At 34.0% G+C, this 18,735-nt stretch carries 13 protein-coding genes; 6 read left to right on the forward strand and 7 right to left on the reverse strand.

Annotated features, from left to right (window positions below):
• The first annotated feature begins 64 nt into the window (after nt 1-64).
• From J2Y38_RS03065 to J2Y38_RS03085, 5 genes are all read left to right on the forward strand, one after another.
• A complete protein-coding gene (locus tag J2Y38_RS03065; protein ID WP_309839445.1) occupies nt 65-1,069 on the forward strand; it encodes a hypothetical protein in 1,005 nt (334 codons plus the stop codon).
• A gap of 49 nt (nt 1,070-1,118) precedes the next feature.
• Nucleotides 1,119-2,651, forward strand: coding sequence for an outer membrane protein transport protein (locus J2Y38_RS03070; RefSeq protein ID WP_309839447.1), 1,533 nt, complete (start codon nt 1,119-1,121; stop codon nt 2,649-2,651).
• Between the two features lie 163 nt (nt 2,652-2,814).
• A complete protein-coding gene (gene rimO / locus J2Y38_RS03075) occupies nt 2,815-4,125 on the forward strand; it encodes a 30S ribosomal protein S12 methylthiotransferase RimO (protein WP_309839449.1) in 1,311 nt (436 codons plus the stop codon).
• A 42-nt stretch (nt 4,126-4,167) separates the two neighbouring features.
• Nucleotides 4,168-4,725 carry a hypothetical protein gene (locus J2Y38_RS03080; protein ID WP_309839451.1) on the forward strand — a complete coding sequence of 186 codons (558 nt, stop codon included), beginning with the start codon at nt 4,168-4,170 and terminating at the stop codon, nt 4,723-4,725.
• 33 nt (nt 4,726-4,758) lie between these two features.
• Nucleotides 4,759-5,664 carry an N-acetylmuramoyl-L-alanine amidase gene (locus tag J2Y38_RS03085; RefSeq protein WP_309839453.1) on the forward strand — a complete coding sequence of 302 codons (906 nt, stop codon included), beginning with the start codon at nt 4,759-4,761 and terminating at the stop codon, nt 5,662-5,664.
• A gap of 416 nt (nt 5,665-6,080) precedes the next feature.
• Here J2Y38_RS03085 and J2Y38_RS03090 read toward each other — a convergent pair whose 3' ends face one another.
• From J2Y38_RS03090 to J2Y38_RS03120, 7 genes are all read right to left on the reverse strand, one after another.
• Nucleotides 6,081-7,172 carry an outer membrane beta-barrel protein gene (locus J2Y38_RS03090; RefSeq protein ID WP_309839455.1) on the reverse strand — a complete coding sequence of 364 codons (1,092 nt, stop codon included), beginning with the start codon at nt 7,170-7,172 and terminating at the stop codon, nt 6,081-6,083.
• Nucleotides 7,173-7,767: 595 nt separating this feature from the next.
• A complete protein-coding gene (locus tag J2Y38_RS03095; RefSeq protein WP_309839457.1) occupies nt 7,768-8,733 on the reverse strand; it encodes a glycoside hydrolase family 5 protein in 966 nt (321 codons plus the stop codon).
• A gap of 11 nt (nt 8,734-8,744) precedes the next feature.
• Nucleotides 8,745-9,977: a glycoside hydrolase family 27 protein gene (locus J2Y38_RS03100; protein ID WP_309839459.1), complete on the reverse strand. Its 1,233-nt coding sequence runs from the start codon at nt 9,975-9,977 to the stop codon at nt 8,745-8,747.
• Between the two features lie 88 nt (nt 9,978-10,065).
• Nucleotides 10,066-11,124 (reverse strand): hypothetical protein, encoded by a 1,059-nt coding sequence (locus tag J2Y38_RS03105; RefSeq protein WP_309839461.1) that lies wholly within the window; start codon nt 11,122-11,124, stop codon nt 10,066-10,068.
• A gap of 17 nt (nt 11,125-11,141) precedes the next feature.
• The gene (locus tag J2Y38_RS03110; RefSeq protein ID WP_309839463.1) at nt 11,142-12,740 is read right to left on the reverse strand and encodes a RagB/SusD family nutrient uptake outer membrane protein; all 1,599 of its coding nucleotides are present in this window, start codon (nt 12,738-12,740) and stop codon (nt 11,142-11,144) included.
• Nucleotides 12,741-12,751: 11 nt separating this feature from the next.
• Nucleotides 12,752-15,949, reverse strand: a complete 3,198-nt coding sequence (locus J2Y38_RS03115; RefSeq protein ID WP_309839465.1) for a TonB-dependent receptor — start codon at nt 15,947-15,949, stop codon at nt 12,752-12,754.
• Nucleotides 15,950-16,259: 310 nt separating this feature from the next.
• The gene (locus J2Y38_RS03120) at nt 16,260-17,138 is read right to left on the reverse strand and encodes an AraC family transcriptional regulator (RefSeq protein WP_053473839.1); all 879 of its coding nucleotides are present in this window, start codon (nt 17,136-17,138) and stop codon (nt 16,260-16,262) included.
• A gap of 305 nt (nt 17,139-17,443) precedes the next feature.
• On the opposite strand from J2Y38_RS03120, the gene J2Y38_RS03125 reads away from it, so the two are divergent.
• The gene (locus tag J2Y38_RS03125; RefSeq protein ID WP_309839467.1) at nt 17,444-18,580 is read left to right on the forward strand and encodes a glycosyl hydrolase; all 1,137 of its coding nucleotides are present in this window, start codon (nt 17,444-17,446) and stop codon (nt 18,578-18,580) included.
• The last annotated feature ends 155 nt before the right edge of the window (nt 18,581-18,735 follow it).

The raw sequence follows: 18,735 nt of genomic DNA on the forward strand, positions 1-18,735 counted from the left end.
TAACTAAATAGTTTGACAAAACTAACTATTTTTGTAATGTGCAACAATAAAAAACACCACAGATATGAAAACTTATATTACTCTCCGCCAAAACTCAAGTTCTTTTTACTTAATTGGATTACTGAGTTTTCTAGCAGCATCCTGTGGTTCTTACCAAAACACTTCATATAATGATAATGATGGAGTATATGGTAATTCTACCAACAGATATGCTCAAACAAATACCACAAACACAAACAATCAATATAAAGACTACTTCAAGTCACTGCAAGATGACAACCAGCCTACTGAAATTTTTACAGATGTAGATAATTATGGTAATTATGCAGAAAGCGACAGTACGCAAACAGCCGCTGTAGCTTCTTACCCGGCTTGGGGAAGCAGTAATTCTGATGTTTCAGTAAACGTTTATTCTGACCCAACATGGTCATTAGGATTCGGATGGGGATACCCTTATTACGGATATGGATGGGGATACGGCGGTTATTGGGGCGGCTACTGGGGATATCCTGGTTACGCTTGGGGATATCCTGGATATTGGGGACCTGGATGGGGTTATCCTGGATACTGGGGCGGCGGTTACTACGGTAACTATGCTTACAGCTATGGAAGAAGAGGGTCTGCAGCTTACTACGGAGGCAGAAATTACGCTTCAAACAGAAGTTATGCTACAAATAGAAATTTTGTAAACAGCAGAAACTACACTAACAGAGGAAGCTATACAACAAACAGAAGTTATACTAACAGATCTAACGGTTATTCTGATTACAGAAGAAGCTCTGCTGTAAACGGAAGAACTTACAATTCTGGCAGTCCAACATTTACAAATAATAGAAGAAGTTATTCTCAAGGTCAAAGCAACAGCTACGATTATTCTAACAGAAGATCAGGCACAACTACTAACACAAGAAGTTACAGCAACGGTAACAATGGCAGTACTTCAAGAACCTACTCTCCTAGCCCATCACGTTCAATGAACAGCGGAAGCGGTGGAAGCATGAGATCATCTGGCGGCGGCGGTGGCGGCGGTGGAAGATCATACGGCGGAGGCGGAGGTGGAAGAAGGTAACATTTTCCTTCTTTTCCACATCTAGTTTATATATTTAAAATCTACCCAAATGAAAAAAATATTATTCCTTTTAATTACAGGACTAACTATCAGCGTCTCACACTCTCAGGATGTTTCTGATGCTTTACGATATTCACAAGATAACATAACCGGAACTGCAAGATTTAGAGCAATGAGTGGTGCTTTTGGAGCTGTGGGAGGTGATTTGTCTGCTACAACCGTGAATCCGGCTGGATCTGCAATTTTCAACAACAATCAAGTTGGAATTACATTAAGCAATCAAAACATTAATAATGGTTCAAAATATTTCAACAGTAACGAAACCCAAGACAAAGACAATTCTTTCATCCTAAATCAGGCTGGCGGTGTTTTTGTTTTCAAAGATCGAAATCCCAATAATAAAGGATGGAATAAAATTGCAATTGGAGCAAGCTACGAAAACACAAATAATTTCAACAGCAATACTTTCTCAGCAGGAAGAAATCCAAATAATTCTGTAGCTAATTATTTCCTAGCATATGCAAATGGGGATCCTTTAAAAAACAACGCTGTTCCACTAGGAGCCATAAGAAATACAAACTATGCGGATCAAACTTACAAACAACAACAAGCTTATTTTGGTTATTATGGATTTGTAATAAATCCCGCAGACGATGGTGATAATGGAAACACAGAATACACAGGTAATCTAGCTCCCGGAGGGAATTATTATCAGGAAAATAACATTTACGAAAGAGGCTACAACAGTAAAGTAAGCTTCAACATTGCAACATCATATAATGATCGCATTTATCTTGGAGCAAACTTAAACGTACACGTAACAGATTATAGAAGATCAAGTAGTTTTTACGAGTTTAACAACAACCCACTTACTGGAACACCAACTATTTCTGATGTAACATTTAATAATGAATTATACACTTATGGTAACGGATTCTCTTTTCAATTAGGAGCAATCGCTAAAGTTACAGAAGCTTTCAGACTTGGATTAGCATACGAATCAAATACATGGTACGAACTATACGATGAAGTATCTCAAAGCCTCTACACTACTACACAGGCAGCAGGCGGATCTTTAAATTATGCAAATATAAATCCAAATATTGTAAACGTTTACGAGCCTTACACTTTACAAACTCCAGGGGAATTTACTTTTAGTGGAGCTTACATATTTGGTAAATCAGGCTTAATTAGTGTAGACTATTCCATTAAAGATTATAGTAATGCAAAATTTAAACCAACAAATGATCCAGATTTTAGAGATTTAAATACTGAAACAAGCAATGAATTAACCACTAATGGTGAATTAAGAGTTGGAGCTGAATTTAAAATAAAACAATTAAGTCTTAGAGGAGGATATCGTTTTGAAGGAAGTCCTTATAAAAACGGAACTACAGTTGGTGACTTAAACAGTTTTTCTGCAGGTTTAGGGTATAACTTTGGAGCAACTAAATTAGACTTAGCTTATGCTTATGCAGAAAGAAAATCTAATCAAGGTTTCTTTTCTCAAGGATTCACTGACGGAGCAAAAATTAACTCAACACTGAATAATGTTTCTTTGACTTTATTATTTGAATTGTAATTAAAACTAAATAGATGAATGGAAATTTCCGTCAGGTTTTTACTTGGCGGATTTTTTTTACCACAAAATATCAAAAAGCCCTTCATAAAAAACACCTAAAAGAAACCGAAACAAGCGGTGTTTGAATAAAAAAGTGTAATTTTGCACTCCAATTTATAAAAGTATGAGAACCAAGTCTTTAAAAAAGAACAAAATTAACGTAATCACTCTTGGGTGTTCAAAAAATGTATATGATAGTGAAGTACTTATGGGTCAGCTTCGTGCAAACGGAAAAGAAGTAACTCATGAGGCAACTAAGGATGAAGGAAACATTATTGTAATTAACACTTGCGGTTTTATTGATAATGCGAAAGCAGAATCGGTAAACATGATTTTGGAGTATGCAGACAAAAAAGACAGGGGATTAGTTGATAAAGTTTTCGTAACCGGATGTTTATCTGAGCGTTACAGACCTGATTTAGAAAAAGAAATCCCAAATGTTGATCAATATTTTGGTACTACTGAATTACCTCAACTATTGAAAGCTTTAGGAGCTGATTATAAACATGAATTATTAGGAGAAAGATTAACGACTACTCCTAAAAATTATGCTTACTTAAAAATCGCCGAAGGCTGTGACAGACCTTGCAGTTTTTGTGCAATTCCGTTGATGCGTGGTTCTCACGTTTCGCAGCCAATTGAAAAATTAGTTAAGGAAGCACAAGGTTTAGCTAAAAATGGCGTTAAAGAATTAATACTGATTGCTCAGGATTTAACGTATTACGGTTTAGATCTTTATAAAAAAAGAAATCTTGCAGAACTTTTAGAAGCTTTGGCAGCTGTTGAAGGAATTGAGTGGATTCGTTTGCATTATGCTTATCCTACCGGTTTCCCAATGGATGTTTTGGAATTAATGAAACGTGAACCTAAGATCTGTAATTATATTGATATTCCGTTGCAGCATATTTCAGATTCTATTTTGAAATCGATGCGCCGTGGTACAACTCAGGCTAAAACGACACAATTATTAAAAGATTTCCGCGCTGCCGTTCCAGGGATGGCGATTAGAACTACTTTAATTGTTGGATATCCTGGTGAAACGCAGGAAGATTTCGAAATCTTAAAAGATTTTGTTCAGGAAATGAAGTTTGACAGAATGGGCTGTTTTGCTTATTCTCATGAAGAAAATACACATGCTTATTTATTAGAGGATAATGTTCCGGATGATGTAAAACAAGCAAGAGCTAATGAAATCATGGAATTGCAATCGCAGATTTCCTGGGATTTGAACCAAGAAAAAGTTGGGCAGGTTTTTAGATGTATTATTGACAGAAAAGAAGGTGCACATTTTGTGGGAAGAACAGAGTTTGACAGCCCGGATGTTGATAATGAAGTTTTGATAGATGCGTCTAAACATTATGTAAAAACAGGCGAATTTGTTAATATCAAGATAATTGAAGCAACAGAATTTGATTTATACGGAGAACCTGCTTAAATTTACCGTAAAACTATTGCTAACCTTAGACAAAATAACTTTATGAAAGCTACTCAAAACTTAATTCTATTAGTTTTTACATTATTCTGTTTCAATTTTGCTTCGGCTCAATACGGAAACGGGTATGGTAATGGTTACGGCAATGGCTATGGCGGCGGTGGTTACGGAAGAGGCGGCGGAATGGGTATGGACAGAAGTATGATGGGAGGCCCGCAAGGTAATACCAGCAAACCAAAAGAAATACCAGTTGAGGAAACTGCCGGAAAAATCGTTGATCAAATGAAACCTGTAGTAAATCTTGATGAACTTCAGGTAATTGCGATTACAAATGTTTTTGCTGAAAGTTTGAGAGAGCAGGGAATTCTTTTGAAAAATGAAGAAAGCAATCAGGATACAAAAATGGAGCAGTTAAAAGCTCTAAAAGAAAGTATGGACAAAAAAATCACTGCTTTTTTAAATCCTGATCAAATAGAGAAGTACAAAAACTTCATGGCTGATTTTAAAGAAATTAAAAAAACAAAATCAAAAAAGAAAAAAGATTCTAAAGAATCAAAAGATAATAAAGAAGAAGAAAAACCAGCTGAAAAAGTTCAGGAATAATTGTTCTAATTCTATTATAAAATGTAACCAACCATGGCAAAAAAACATTTATGTTATTTGTTTTTAGCAATTATCATTACTTCTTGCTCAACAAATCCGTATAAGAATACTGAAAAAGCTTATGATCAGCAGTTAAAGACTCTAGAAAATCAGATTACAAGCAAAGAAGCACAAACGATTCCTCCGGTAAGTCCGTTAATTATTGATACTACTTATGCTTCGCAATTGGGTATCGTAAAAGATACGCTGTCTAAAACAGGTTCAACAGCTTTATTAAACGGAATTAGCACAGAATGGATTGGAACTGTAAATTTCAACTTAAGAAAGCCGAGTTTTGTTGTTATTCATCATACTGCTCAGGATTCAATTCAACAGACTATAAATACTTTTACTAAAACCAGAACTCAGGTTAGTGCTCATTATGTGATTTCTGAGAATGGAAAAGTGGTTCAAATGCTGAATGATTATTTAAGAGCATGGCATGCTGGAGCGTCAACTTGGGGAAAAAACACTGATTTAAACTCTTCTTCTATAGGAATTGAATTAGACAATAATGGTTTTAAACCTTTTACTGAGGCGCAGATCAACAGCTTAGTCGCATTGCTGACTAAACTAAAAAAGGATTATAATATTCCGACGCAAAACTTTTTAGGTCATGCTGATATTGCTCCGGGAAGAAAACAAGATCCTAGTGCTTTATTTCCGTGGAAAACATTAGCCGAAAAAGGTTTTGGTATCTGGCCGGATGAAGTTCTCGAAGAAGCTCCTTTTGACTTTAAAATCGAACCTGCATTGAGAATTATTGGTTATAACACAAAGAATCTTTCTGCAGCAATTCAGGCTTTTAAATTGCATTATATTCAAACGGATGCAACTTCGACGCTTGACCGTAAAACAATTGATACTATATATTCTATATACAAAAAACAACTGCAGTAAATAGTTGATAAAAAACATAAAAACGCATTTCTAAATTTTACAGAAATGCGTTTTTTTATGCTTGCATTTCACTAACGATATAATATACATACAAGGTTTTGCTACTCCCGATAGCTATCGGGATAAAAGGATTAAAAAGATTTTTTTCTACCACGAATTTCACGAATTTTCACGAATTAATTTTGCTTGTTTTTTAAATTACTACATGAAGAATCTCTAACAAATGCTCTAGCAGAAGCCTGAAATATTTTTTTTGTTTACAATTTTCACCACAAATAATTCGTGAAAATTCGTGAAATTCGTGGCGAAAAAACATCAACCCAAAGAGCAAAAAAATAATCCTAATAAAAAAGCTGCCAAAACATTAGTATGTTTCGACAGCTCCAAAAAAAAAAAAAAAATATCAATCTTTATCTCTAGAAAGAGTATGTTGTAGCAAGTAAGGCGAAGAATGATCCTCCTGTTGGAGCAGCATCGCTGTCTAAGAAAATATCTTCAGAAGCAGCATCGTATCTTAGCTCAGGAATTATTGTTAGTTTTCCAACTTTGTAGTTTAATGAAACTGTGTTTGCAAATACATTAGATCCAGTTAATGTTCCTAAACTTGGAGCAGCATCTTTTGCATCAAAATATTCAACTCTGTATGCTAAAAGCAAAGACGGGCTGAATGAATAATTTGCATATCCTACTAATGAGAACCACTCGCCATCTAAAGTACTATCGAAATCATGTTTCGTTTTAGCGTAAGTTGCATTAAATCCAAGTCCGAAACTGTCGCTTATTGTTTTAGAAGCAGTCAAATCGAATTGAGTTTTATTCTCATCAGAAACTGGTATTAAACTTCCAGGAATTGGATTTGTACTTCCTGATGTAAAGTTTAAATAAGCACTTCCTGTATCACCCACAAAACCTACTTGTCCTATATACGTTTTTTGAGTAGAACCAGCATCCATTGCCGATTTAAAATCTGTTGGGTTAGTAATACCAAACATAGCAGTGAATTTACCAGCTGTATATTGTGCTTTAACCCCAGTATTAAAGAATGGCCCATAAGAGAAAGCATAAGACATACTGTAGTTTTTATTATCTACGGCATCTAACACTTCATAACCTATATGTGTACCAAAGCTACCGGCAACAACTTTAAATTCTTCTGTAATTTGGTAAGTGAAATATAATTGTTTAATTAAAAATTTAGCGTTAATATCTTTATCTGTTGTTTCATTATATGAGAACTCTCCTGCTCTTTTTCCGAAACCTAAGTCTACAAAAACAGAAGCTTTTCCAAAAGTATGACTTGCTTCAATCGAAGCCATTCCTAATTCAAACGAATCCTGAGAGTTGGTAAAGCTCGTTAATCCGTTCATTTGTTTAGAAAAATCATATTTATAGTAAGCGTCCGCAGACCCTCCCCATGTAGTTGCTGGCGAAGTTGGTTTTTCATCCTCTTGTGCAAAAGCAAAAGAACTCGTTAAAGTGGCAGCTAAAATGTAAAATACTTTTTTCATGTGTTAATTGGTTTTTAGTTATTAATTTGATTTTGGTTAGTTAATCGTTTATATATCTATTTAATAGTATAAGTCATTTTTTAAAACCCTTGAATCTCCCCCTAAAACCTCTTCATTTTCATTAGCGAATTTATTAACTTTTGTATGAGTAGAATAATTGGAAACTACTTTTTTGGCTTTTATAGCGAAGAATTATGGATTACAAAAATTAAACTGCCAATAATCGTTATTTGACATTTATAGCGTTTTGTTTTTGAAAATTCAACAACGCATTTTTAGCATTTTAAACTAAAAAACAAGGGTAAAACAAAAATTCAGTATTCAAATTTGATTAAAAATCATCTTAAAAACACTTTAAAAAAATTTTACCCTATAATTTTAAGGGGGTATGTTTAAAAATAAAATTTTAAAATAAAATCAAACAACAAATACACCTGAAATCCAGTAATGCTAAAGCTTAATGAAAAATTCCTACAAAAATAAACCACTCAATACAGCCGATAAAAATGTAATTCAAGACCCAAAAAATGGTTCATAAAACAAAAAAGCCTGTTCAAATTGAACAGGCTTCCTTATTATATAAAAGAGTTTTTTTTTATTCTTGAGTATTATATTTTCTTAAAAATTCCCGAACCTTAATTCCGGATTCTTTTAAATCTTCATCTTTCCACTTTCCGTCTGATTTTGCCGTTTTTTGCAAAATGGAACAAGTTTCATCTTTATCCGAAACTGACCATGTTATCCAGCTTAACTTTTTGGATTCCATCCAATCAATATATTCCTGCCATGCTTTTACATTTAAAGGCCCGTCGCCAGAAGCTTCCATTCCGGCAGATTCAGAAATAAAAATAGGAATACCTCTTTTTAGCGCCTGATCAGTTCGGTCTCTTAATTCCTTGCCGTGTGTTGCGGCATAAAAGTGCATGGTATACATTATATTGTTGAATCCTAAAATTGGATCTTCTGCCGGAAGGTCAACATCCTGATCCCAATGCGGTGATCCTACTAATATAATATTGTTGGGATCATTTTCTCTAATTACCCTTATTACTTCTTCGGCATAGGTTTTTACTTCCCACCAGGTTTCATAATCGGGTTCGTTAAATATCTCATATATTATATTAGGATACTTGGCGTACTTTTGGGACATTTCTGCAAAAAATGCTTTTGCTTCTTTTAAATTAACATTATGACTGTGCCAATCGATAATTACATAGATATCAGATTTTATGGCTCCGTTTATTACGGCTTCTATTTTTTCTTTTGAAAACTGAGGATCATTCATATAAGAGTAATCTCCAAGTTCGATTCCCATTGCGGCACGTACGACATTGCAATTGAAATCTTTTTTGAGCCAGCTTACCGCTTTTTCGTTATAAAATCTCGGCCACATACTATGCCAACCGAAACTTAATCCTCGCAAAACAATGGGTTCATTGTTTTTATCTACTAACTGAGTTCCATGAAGGCTTAATTGTCCATGTTTTTTCACAAATTGTGCTTGTGCAAAGCAGCATACTAATAAGAATAAAATCGTAGTTAATTTTTTAAACCTCATCATAAATTTAAATTTTAAAGAGACAATTTTAATGTTATGCAATCATGTGAAGCTAATTCTGCTGTAAAATTCTTTTTCGTATTTCCTGAATCTTTATTCGTCCAAAGATTCTTTAATTTGAATGTAGTTTTATTAAAATCAGCTTCATAGCCGAAATCTACATCTTTTATTGCATTCTTTTTCCAATCGAAATTAATTTTTTTAGAAACCTCACTTCTGTTTAAAAAAGTAACCGCCCAATTTCCATCTGATAAAGGTTTAACCCAAACTTCTAAACCATCTTCTGCTGAATGTTTGAAACCCTGAATTCCTAATTTATCCTGATTTACAGCAATTAATTCTTTATTGGTTAAAATTGCCAGCGTTTCTTTAGACATTTTTCTATAATCATTTCCTGTAAATAATGGCGACGAAAGCATACACCACATAGCAAAATGCGATTTGTCTTCGGTATCGTTCATTTCGTTTCCAACTTCCATCATATCAAAATCATTCCAATGATCTGGGCCTGAATATTTACGGATGTCTTTTCGCATTTCGGCTATTTTCATAAATCCCCAGGATGACCAATTTTCAGGATGTTTAAATTCGCAGTCAAAACAAGGATAAATATCTCCGGAAATTCTCCAAAGATTTCCAACTGGCTTGCCCCACTCCCACGGCTGATTATCGCCCCATTCGCAAAGACTGAAAACAATTGGTCTTCCAGCCGTTTTTAAGGCATTACTCATTGTTGTATACGCTTCTGGCGCAGTAATTCCTTTTGTGTTACACCAATCGTATTTTAAAAAGTCGATTCCAAGTTTAGCATAAAAACGGGCATCCTGATATTCGTAACCGCGCGTTCCCGGATATCCGGCACAGGTTTGCGTTCCGGCACAATTGTACAAACCAAATTTTAAACCTTTACTGTGTACATAATCAATCAGCGCTTTCATTCCGTTAGGAAATTTAACGGGATCAGGAACTAAATCCCCATTTGCATCGCGTTCTCTGGTCATCCAGCCGTCATCTAAAACAATATAATTGTAACCCGCTGCGGCCAATCCTGATGAAACCATTATATCTGCTGTTTCTTTTACTAATTTTTCATCAATGTTGGTCGCAAAAGTATTCCACGAATTCCATCCCATTGGAGGTGTCATGGCCAAACCTTCAAATTTTCCTGCTGCCTGTGTATGTGTATTTCCTTGGCTAAAGCCAAAAAAGGAAGCACATAAAGCTAATCCTAAAATAATTTTCTTCATTTTATAAAATTTAAAAAGACATTATAAAAAGATATTCCCTAACTTTTCAATTAGGGAATATCTTAAACTAACTCAAAAAAGCATTTATTTATTTTAATACGAATCCTATATCATCAAATAATACCGTATTACCGCCGTCATTATTTGATTCCTGGAATGTAAGCATAGTAAGACTTGTAGGATTTCCTAATTCGCTAAAAGGAATTTCCAGATAAACCCATGTACTTGTAACTGGTAAAACATAATTTACACCGCCGTTTACACTAAAATTAACGCGTCCGGTTTTTGTACCTTTTATAGCGATACGTAATGCTTTGTATGGAGTTAAATCGACATTGAAACCCCAGTTTCCTCCATCCCATTGACCAAACTCCCACTGCCATGATTTTTCGCCTTGATAAGAATCTTTGTCATAAGCAAAATTAACACCTTTGCCTGCCCACGGGCCTCCCCATTGTACGCCATACAATACATCATCATACAACGCTGTTCCTATAGCTTCTTTTGATACGGCTGCTCCGGATATATTAGCAACAGAAAGATATCTGTGATTTGCGTTTGCCGGGATTTTTACTACGATCTGTTCTAAAGTTGAAGATACTACGGTAACCGGAACTGCAGGCTGCGTTGCTGTTTCTGCCAAAGTAACTACAGGATTTAAGAAATATTTACCTTTAATTATTACCTGATCTCCCTCTGCACAATTGATAGAATTGAAACCACTAAATGTCGGTACAGGAGGCGCAACTGTCAAATTATAAACAACAGTTCCTCTATCTGTAACAACCTTTAACTGATTTGAAGCATTTGCATAAGGCGTATCTTCATCTACCAATATAATGATATCCGTATCTGTTACAAATGTTGGTCTGAAATAGGTATCGAAGTCATTAAAGTATACTTTTTTGGTAGTAAGCAATCCTTTTCCGTGAATTACATAATAGTTTTTTGGATCTACTAATGTTACCGGAGTTAAGGGTTTCAGGGTTCCATCTGCATTATATCCAGAAGGCATAACAGATTCTATTACAGGCGCACCAGTAGAAGCCTCAGCGCTGCTGTCATCACTTGAGCATGAAGTAAAAAGCATTAAAGATAACATCCATGCCATGCATGCTGCTAACGAAACAATTTTTATATTTTTCATATTTTTATTTTTAAAAATTATTTAAAAGTATACGGTGCTACTTCTGTTAATTTTGGATTTTTAATTAAATCATCTGCCGGATAAGGCAGTAAAAGATTTGTTGCCGAAATTGTAATGTATTTTGGCGTTTCTTTATCTCCTCTGTTTTGAGCTTCTAAAATTGCTTTTGCTTTTGCAAATGGCAAACGTCCTAAATCAAAATAATAATCTCCTTCACAAGCTAATTCTGCACGTCTTTCTTTAAAGATATCGTCAAATGAAATAGAAGCTTTAATTGGAAGACCTGCTCTTTTACGAACTGCGTTGAATGATTTTAAAGCTGCAGGATCAGAAGTGCTTCCGGTTTGTGAGCCTAAAATAGCTTCGGCATGAATTAAAAGTAAATCAGCATAACGCATCATATAACTATTCATACTGCTTTCTCCATTAAATGGCGCATTGAATGGTCCTGTTATTGGTAAATTTTCTTTTCCTATTACATACTTTTTCAAACCAGCTCCTGAATTTTGAGCTTCGTTTTCTTCTTCAAAAGTATATCCTAAAAGTTTTGGAGAATCTACTGCAAGTGTTTGTGCATAAGTTAAGTTTGGATAATAATCTCCAGGAAGCATAAATGTTTCTGCTCTTCTTTTATCGCCCGGCTCATAAACATTATGAATTAAATCCTGAGACGGTGCAATTTGACCTGAATAAGATGTTTCAACCAATCTGTTTTCCGGAGCAAATAATGTATTTGAAAAGTTTCCTTCAAAGTACGTTCCTGCACCAGTCCATTGCCATGAAAAGATAGACTCTTCATTATTATTGTTTTTTTGAAGCCATAAATCAGCAAAAGATTTAGTTGGAAGTTCATCTCCGCCTAATAATTTAAACTCTCCGCTGTTAATTACTTCCTGAGCCATAGCTCTTGCAAGCTCATATTTCTTTTGATACAAATATACTTTTGCCAATAGTGCTTTTGCAGATCCACTCGAAACGTGTGCATTTGAAGCATAATCAGAACCTCTGTTTTTAGATCTTAAATTAGCAATAGCAAATTTTAAATCGTTCTCTATAAATGTATAAACGTCTGCTACAGGATTACTTGGAATCACAAAATTTTTAGAATAATCGGCATTGTTTTCAATAATAGGTACATTTCCCCATAATCTTACCAAAAAGAAATATGAAAAAGCTCTGATAAAGTGCATTTCACCTAAAGCATTGTTTAACGCTTCACTGCTTACATCCGGCCCAACACTTTGAGGTAGTAAACCTATATAAGTGTTACAATTTGCAACAGCTCCAAAACAAGATCTCCATGAATCACCAATAAAAGATTGTGAATTAGTAAAACTCAAATCTGTAAATTTTCCAAACTCATTATAAGGTCCCGCATACATATTACCAGAAATAACATCTGTAATACCATAAAAACCTTCTTTGTTCATATTAAACCAAACAATTCCATAAAGTCCGTTACTAGCATTGTCCAGTTTTACATCAGAATCGTAATAGTTTCCTATTGTTGGCACTCCTTCTGCAGGCACATCTAAAAAGTCCTGAGAGCAAGAAGAAGATATTAACATCAGTAGTGTCAAAGCAACAGCACCACTTCTTTTTATTATATTTTTCATATTAATTCGTATTAAAATTCAACATTAAAACCAAAAGATATTTGTCTAGGCACAGGATAACGGCCATTATCAACACCTGATAATAACGCATCCTGATTATAAGAACCAACTTCAGGATCGTATCCTTTATATTTGGTAAAAGTGTATAAGTTTTGTCCAGAAGCGTAAACTCTCAATCTTGTTAATTTTATTTTTGAGATGATGTCAGAAGGAAGTGAATATCCTAAAGTTACATTCTGAATTCTTAAGTAAGATCCATCTTCGATAATTCTTGACGAAACTGCGTTGTTGATATCATTGTAAGCAGAAGGTCTAGGCAGTGAAGCATCTAAATTATCTGCAGAATAAAAATCAGCAGCATCAGTTAAATAATTAGTTCCTAAATTACTATTCAAAGTACCAGACATACGAGTTAAATTCATAAGCTTGTTTCCGGCAGTTCCCTGAAGAAAAATAGACAAGTCAACATTTTTGTATTTAAAGTTGTTTGTAAACCCGTAAGTGAATTTTGGGTTTGGATTTCCAATCGTAACTAAATCTTTTGTATCAATAATACCATCATTGTTTTGATCTTTATAAATAACATCTCCTTTTACAAAGTTTGGTAATAATGAATTTGTTCCGTTTTTCAGCACAACTCTTGTTCCACCGGCAGTTTCGTGACCATAAGTCAATAAATCCTCATCTGTTCTGTAAATTCCTGTTGCTTGATAACCTATAAATGAACCAATTGGTAAACCTTCCTGAGTTCTTGATACTGTTACAGTATTATAAGCCAGCGTACCCATTGTTTTAACAATGTTTAAGCCTGCCATATTGGTAACTTCATTTTCATATTTTGTAAAGTTTGCACTTGCATTCCATGAAAAGTTTGGCGTAAATTGCTGCGTATAATTAAGTGTAACCTCAATACCTTTATTTTTCATGCTTCCAAGGTTAAAAGATGGAGGATTTACACCACCTTCATAATCTCCTCCTCCAGAAAGGAAGTTTGGCAAAGGAACCTGATACAAGAAATCTTTAGAAACTTTTTGATACACATCAATCGTTGCAGAAAGTTTAGAATCAAACATGGTAAAATCTAATCCTAAGTTGGTTTGTTCTTGTGTTTCCCATTTCAAATCTTTATTAGCCGTATTTGATGGCAGGTAAGAAGTTCCCATTGTACTATTAATAATATGCAGATTAGAATCGTATAAATTATTCCCAATCTGGTTATTACCAGTTTGTCCCCAACCCACTCTAAGTTTAATATTATCAACATACTTTCTTGTACTTTCCATAAAATCCTCATGAGAAAGTTTCCAAGAACCGCTGGCAGAACTAAAAACACCCCATTTATTTCCTACGAAAAATTTAGAAGATCCATCTGTTCTAACTGCTCCGGTAACACTGTATTTATCACCAAAGTCATAAACCACCCTTCCTAAATAAGAAGCTAAAGTCTGAGTTCCTGAGTAAACTCCGCTTGTAACAGCTTTTGACAAATCAGAAGCCGCTAATGATTTATCATTATTATCTTTATAACCATAACCTGTTATTGTATATCCTTCCCAGTGCGCTCTGTTTGACTCCTGAACCGCAAGAATAGTAAAATTATGTCTGCCAATAGTGTTTCTATACGTAAGCATATTTTTTAAGTTCCAAGAATTACCCGTAGAAGGATTGTGATATAAATTAGCAAAACTTTTTACTGCATTCCCCAAAGAATACATTGGATCAAATCTTTCTCCTAAATTGTCATATATATAACCTCCCGCTTCAAAACGATAATCCAAACCTTTTACGATATCAACCTGAGTATAGAAATTTCCTGAGTAGTTTTTTCTAACCAATGTATTTGATCCTAATAAAGAAGTAGCAACCGGGTTAACAAATGATGTTGCTCCACCAGCAGGCGGACCTGCAAAAGCTCCCGAAAGTTCTCTAACCGCAACATCCGGAGTTGCTAATAATGAAGTCGCCACAACTCCGTTAAACTGTCCGTTAAGCGTTAATTTTTCATCAGTAATGGCACCGCTTACATTAACCCCAACTTTTATAAACGAATTAACTTTAGCATCAATGTTTGCTCTAAAATTGTATCTTTTAAATCCTGACTCTATTACAATACCTTCCTGATTTAAAACTCCTCCTGATATATAGTAATTCACCCCTTCTTTACCTCCTGAAAAAGAAAGCTGGTTAGAACTCATAAATCCAGTTTCATAAATAGCATCTTGCCAGTCTGTACCTTTTCCTAAAAGTTCAGGATGAGCAAATTCTGGTCTGTAAGAAGTTGGATCATAAACTGAAGACAAAGCATTTTGATGCGCCGCATATTGCTGCAAATTCATTGAATGAAGTTTCTTTGGCAGGTTACTTATAGTATACGAATTTTCAAAAGATAATTTACCAGTACCTTTTTTACCCGATTTTGTAGTTACAATTACAACACCATTTGCACCACGAGAACCATAAATAGCTGTTGCCGAAGCATCTTTTAAAATATCAATAGATTCAATATCACTTGGATTAATAAGCGCTAAAGGGCTTTGTGTGATATTACCATTATTAGAAAAGTTAGAATTTCCCTGTGCATTTCTTCCAGAAGTTGATGAGTTTCTTGCATCTCCCGAAATTGGCACACCATCAATTACATACAAAGGTTCGTTTGTTCCTGTTAAAGATGAAACCCCTCTAATTCTTACCGAAACGTTACTTCCCGGCTCACCAGAGTTACTATTTACAACAACCCCGGCTGCTTTACCCTGCATCATTTGATCAAACGAAGCAACTTTTAGGTTTTCAATATCTTTTGAACTAATACTGGAAATAGCACTGTTCACATCTTTTCTCTTTTGTGTACCGTAACCAATTACAACTACATCTTTTAAGTCTTCAGCACTTGATTTTAAAATTACATTGATTGTTTTTTTACCATCAACTGCAACTCTTTGTGTATTAAATCCAATAAAAGAATATACTAAAGTTCCATTTGCAGGAACATCAATAGAATATTTTCCGTCAAAATCAGTTGAAGTTGTTGTCTTTGATCCTGCTATCGAAATATTGGCACCAGGAATCGATAAACCTTTTTCATCAGATACCGTTCCCGATACTTTAACCTGAGCAGCAATATAATTACTTGTCAGTAACAAAAATAAAATCAGAGGAACCGCTCTGTGGTTAGCGTTCCAATGAATAAAGTTAGTCATTAGTTTTTTCATAATAAGTGTTTGGTTAGTTTAAATTTGTTTCATTCCATAATTCAGCAGTAAGGGTAACTTTTACTTCGAAATTATTTAACAAATCTATAACAGATGAGATTATCAAATCGATAGTATTACATCATTTAATGATAATATTTTTACTATATCTCCTTAAAAAAACACATAATAAAATAAAACCATACAAATATTGAATTATTCGCAATGAAGCCACCCTTAACAACCACAAACTATAAAGAAAAGTTAACGAAATTGTAAAAATCAAACGTTTTCGTTAAAAATAATATTTATTTGTGCAAAAAAAGTATCACTATAAAATACGTTTTAATCCAGAAAAATCCTCACGATATTGACTAGGTGTGCAGTTTTTAATAGCCTTAAAGCTACGATTGAAGTTCGCAATATTATTAAAGCCAGATTTAAAAGCCACTTCAGAAACGCTCATATCTTTTTCAACAAGCCAGCGGGCAGCATATCCTATACGGATATCATTAATATAATTGACAAAAGTTTTTCCGGTACGCTTTTTAATAAAACGGTTAAAAGAAATTATAGACATGCTCGCAACACTCGCAACATCATCTAAAGTAATTTTATCAGCAAAATGTTTTTGTACATATTCGTAAACCAATTTCATTTTATCATAATCATCAAACTTATCATAATCAACAGTATAAGTAGAAAGTAAACGTTGATTTCTCGAATTGGCAAGATCATATAATAAGGAAGTAATTTCCAGAAAATAGTCCATACCGTCTAATTTAGAAAGCCTTACCAATCTTGGAGTTAATTCTTCGGCAGTTTTTTTAGAAAATAAAATTCCGTGAATAGATCTATTAAACATATCACGGATTGGATTCATAATACGTCTTGCCAGCAAAGATTCATGAAACAAATCATTATGAAACTGAATCGTAATTTCATGTATTTTTTTATTGGTACATTTATTTAATTCCCAGCCGTGATATAAATTTGGCCCAATCAAAACCAATTCGACATTATCAATTTCTTCAATATTATCACCTACAACTCGCCTTACTCCTTTTCCGTTTAAAATAAAATTGATCTCAAATTCAGGATGATAATGAACCGGAAAATCAAAACTATCTTTAACCCTGTCAAAGACCAAAAAACTATCTCCGGCAGAAAGCGGAGCGATTTCTCTATAAAAATTTTTAGCAGTACTCATCTCTTAAAACTGTTTTTAGCTGATATCAATTGATTTTTTCCTGCAATAATATGATATATAATTGATAAAATAATATTAATTACGCTATAAACATAAATTTATCTTTGAAAAATAGAATTATCAACTTTATAAAATCAGCATTAATAATAAACATTAATCATTTTTAATACTTAAACTTTTTATAGTTTTAATAATTTTATAAGGAAAACAATACCGAATTACAAATAGATAAATTAAGCTTCAGCGGCAGATTTGCAATTTCAAACCAGAAGTTGAGAATACACTGAAAAACAATATTTTCGAAAATGAAAAAATACTTTTTTAATCTTTTAGCCACCGCATTAATAGGAACTTCATGTTCTGCACAGTCTATTAATAGTAATACGAATTTGTCACTTTCAGATAAAAAAGCAACACCTGAAACCGTTTCTCTATATAAAAAACTAAACCAGCTTACACAAAACGGTTATCTTTTTGGTCACCAAGATGACTTAGCCTACGGCGTAAACTGGAAATATGAAAACGGAATAAGCGACATAAAAGATGTTGTGGGAGATTATCCTGCTCTTTACGGTTGGGATATTGCAGGTTTAGAAAAAGACGATGCCAATAATATAGACGGAATTCCTTTCGCCAAAATGAAACAATATATTATAGAGGCCAATGAAAGAGGCGGAATCTCAACAATAAGCTGGCATTTTGATAATCCTGCAACCGGAAAAAGTGCCTGGGATAACACACCAAATTCTCTAAAAACAATTTTACCCGGCGGAGAAAATCATCAAAAATTTACTTCGTGGTTAGATAAAGCCGCGAATTTCCTTCTTTCCTTAAAAGATAAAAAAGGAAAAAACATTCCAATTCTATTTAGACCGTATCACGAGCTTTCCGGAGGCTGGTTTTGGTGGGGGAAAGGAAATTGCACTCCTGAAGAATTCAAAACCGCATGGAAATTTACATTTGAATACCTGCAGAGAAAAGGCGTACATAATTTAATCTATGTTTACAACACAGGAAGTTTCAGCTCAAAAGAAGATTTTCTAACGAATTATCCCGGAGATGATTTTGCCGATATTTTAAGCTTCGATTCTTATCAAAACAACAATGATACAGAAGGAACAAAGTTTATAGAAGAAGTTCAAAATCAGCTAAAAATTTTAAATGAAATAGGTCTTGAAAAACACAAATTAATTGCCGTTGCCGAAGCTGGTTACGAAGCCGTTCCAGATCCAAAATGGTGGACAGGAACTTTCTCAAAAGCCATTGGCGATTATAAAATATCCTATGTTTTATTATGGCGAAATCACGGTTGGCAGGAAAAAGAGCAAAAAATGCATTATTACGCACCATTCAAAGGTCAAATAAGCGAAAAAGATTTCATTGAATATTACAATCTCGACAAAACCTTATTTGAAAAAGACATAAAAAAAATTAAAAATTGAGAATTAAAAATTAAAAATCCGCGTCATCTGTGTGCTAAAGAATTCAAAAATAAAATCTGTTTTTATCCGCGTTTTTACGAAGTAAATCCGTTTTATCCGCGTCAAAAAAAACACACAGAAACATCAAAAATAATTAACCACCCAAAATAACAAAA

Origin of the sequence: Flavobacterium sp. 2755 (assembly GCF_031455715.1) — a bacterium.
Lineage (GTDB): Bacteria > Bacteroidota > Bacteroidia > Flavobacteriales > Flavobacteriaceae > Flavobacterium.

What these genes read in the sequence shown, in the direction of transcription:
- J2Y38_RS03065 (WP_309839445.1), top strand. Translation starts at nt 65, where the DNA reads ATGAAAACTTATATTACTCTCCGCCAAAACTCAAGTTCTTTTTACTTA.
- J2Y38_RS03070 (WP_309839447.1), top strand. Translation starts at nt 1,119, where the DNA reads ATGAAAAAAATATTATTCCTTTTAATTACAGGACTAACTATCAGCGTC.
- rimO (WP_309839449.1), top strand. Translation starts at nt 2,815, where the DNA reads ATGAGAACCAAGTCTTTAAAAAAGAACAAAATTAACGTAATCACTCTT.
- J2Y38_RS03080 (WP_309839451.1), top strand. Translation starts at nt 4,168, where the DNA reads ATGAAAGCTACTCAAAACTTAATTCTATTAGTTTTTACATTATTCTGT.
- J2Y38_RS03085 (WP_309839453.1), top strand. Translation starts at nt 4,759, where the DNA reads ATGGCAAAAAAACATTTATGTTATTTGTTTTTAGCAATTATCATTACT.
- J2Y38_RS03090 (WP_309839455.1), bottom strand. Translation starts at nt 7,172, where the DNA reads ATGAAAAAAGTATTTTACATTTTAGCTGCCACTTTAACGAGTTCTTTT.
- J2Y38_RS03095 (WP_309839457.1), bottom strand. Translation starts at nt 8,733, where the DNA reads ATGATGAGGTTTAAAAAATTAACTACGATTTTATTCTTATTAGTATGC.
- J2Y38_RS03100 (WP_309839459.1), bottom strand. Translation starts at nt 9,977, where the DNA reads ATGAAGAAAATTATTTTAGGATTAGCTTTATGTGCTTCCTTTTTTGGC.
- J2Y38_RS03105 (WP_309839461.1), bottom strand. Translation starts at nt 11,124, where the DNA reads ATGAAAAATATAAAAATTGTTTCGTTAGCAGCATGCATGGCATGGATG.
- J2Y38_RS03110 (WP_309839463.1), bottom strand. Translation starts at nt 12,740, where the DNA reads ATGAAAAATATAATAAAAAGAAGTGGTGCTGTTGCTTTGACACTACTG.
- J2Y38_RS03115 (WP_309839465.1), bottom strand. Translation starts at nt 15,949, where the DNA reads ATGAAAAAACTAATGACTAACTTTATTCATTGGAACGCTAACCACAGA.
- J2Y38_RS03120 (WP_053473839.1), bottom strand. Translation starts at nt 17,138, where the DNA reads ATGAGTACTGCTAAAAATTTTTATAGAGAAATCGCTCCGCTTTCTGCC.
- J2Y38_RS03125 (WP_309839467.1), top strand. Translation starts at nt 17,444, where the DNA reads ATGAAAAAATACTTTTTTAATCTTTTAGCCACCGCATTAATAGGAACT.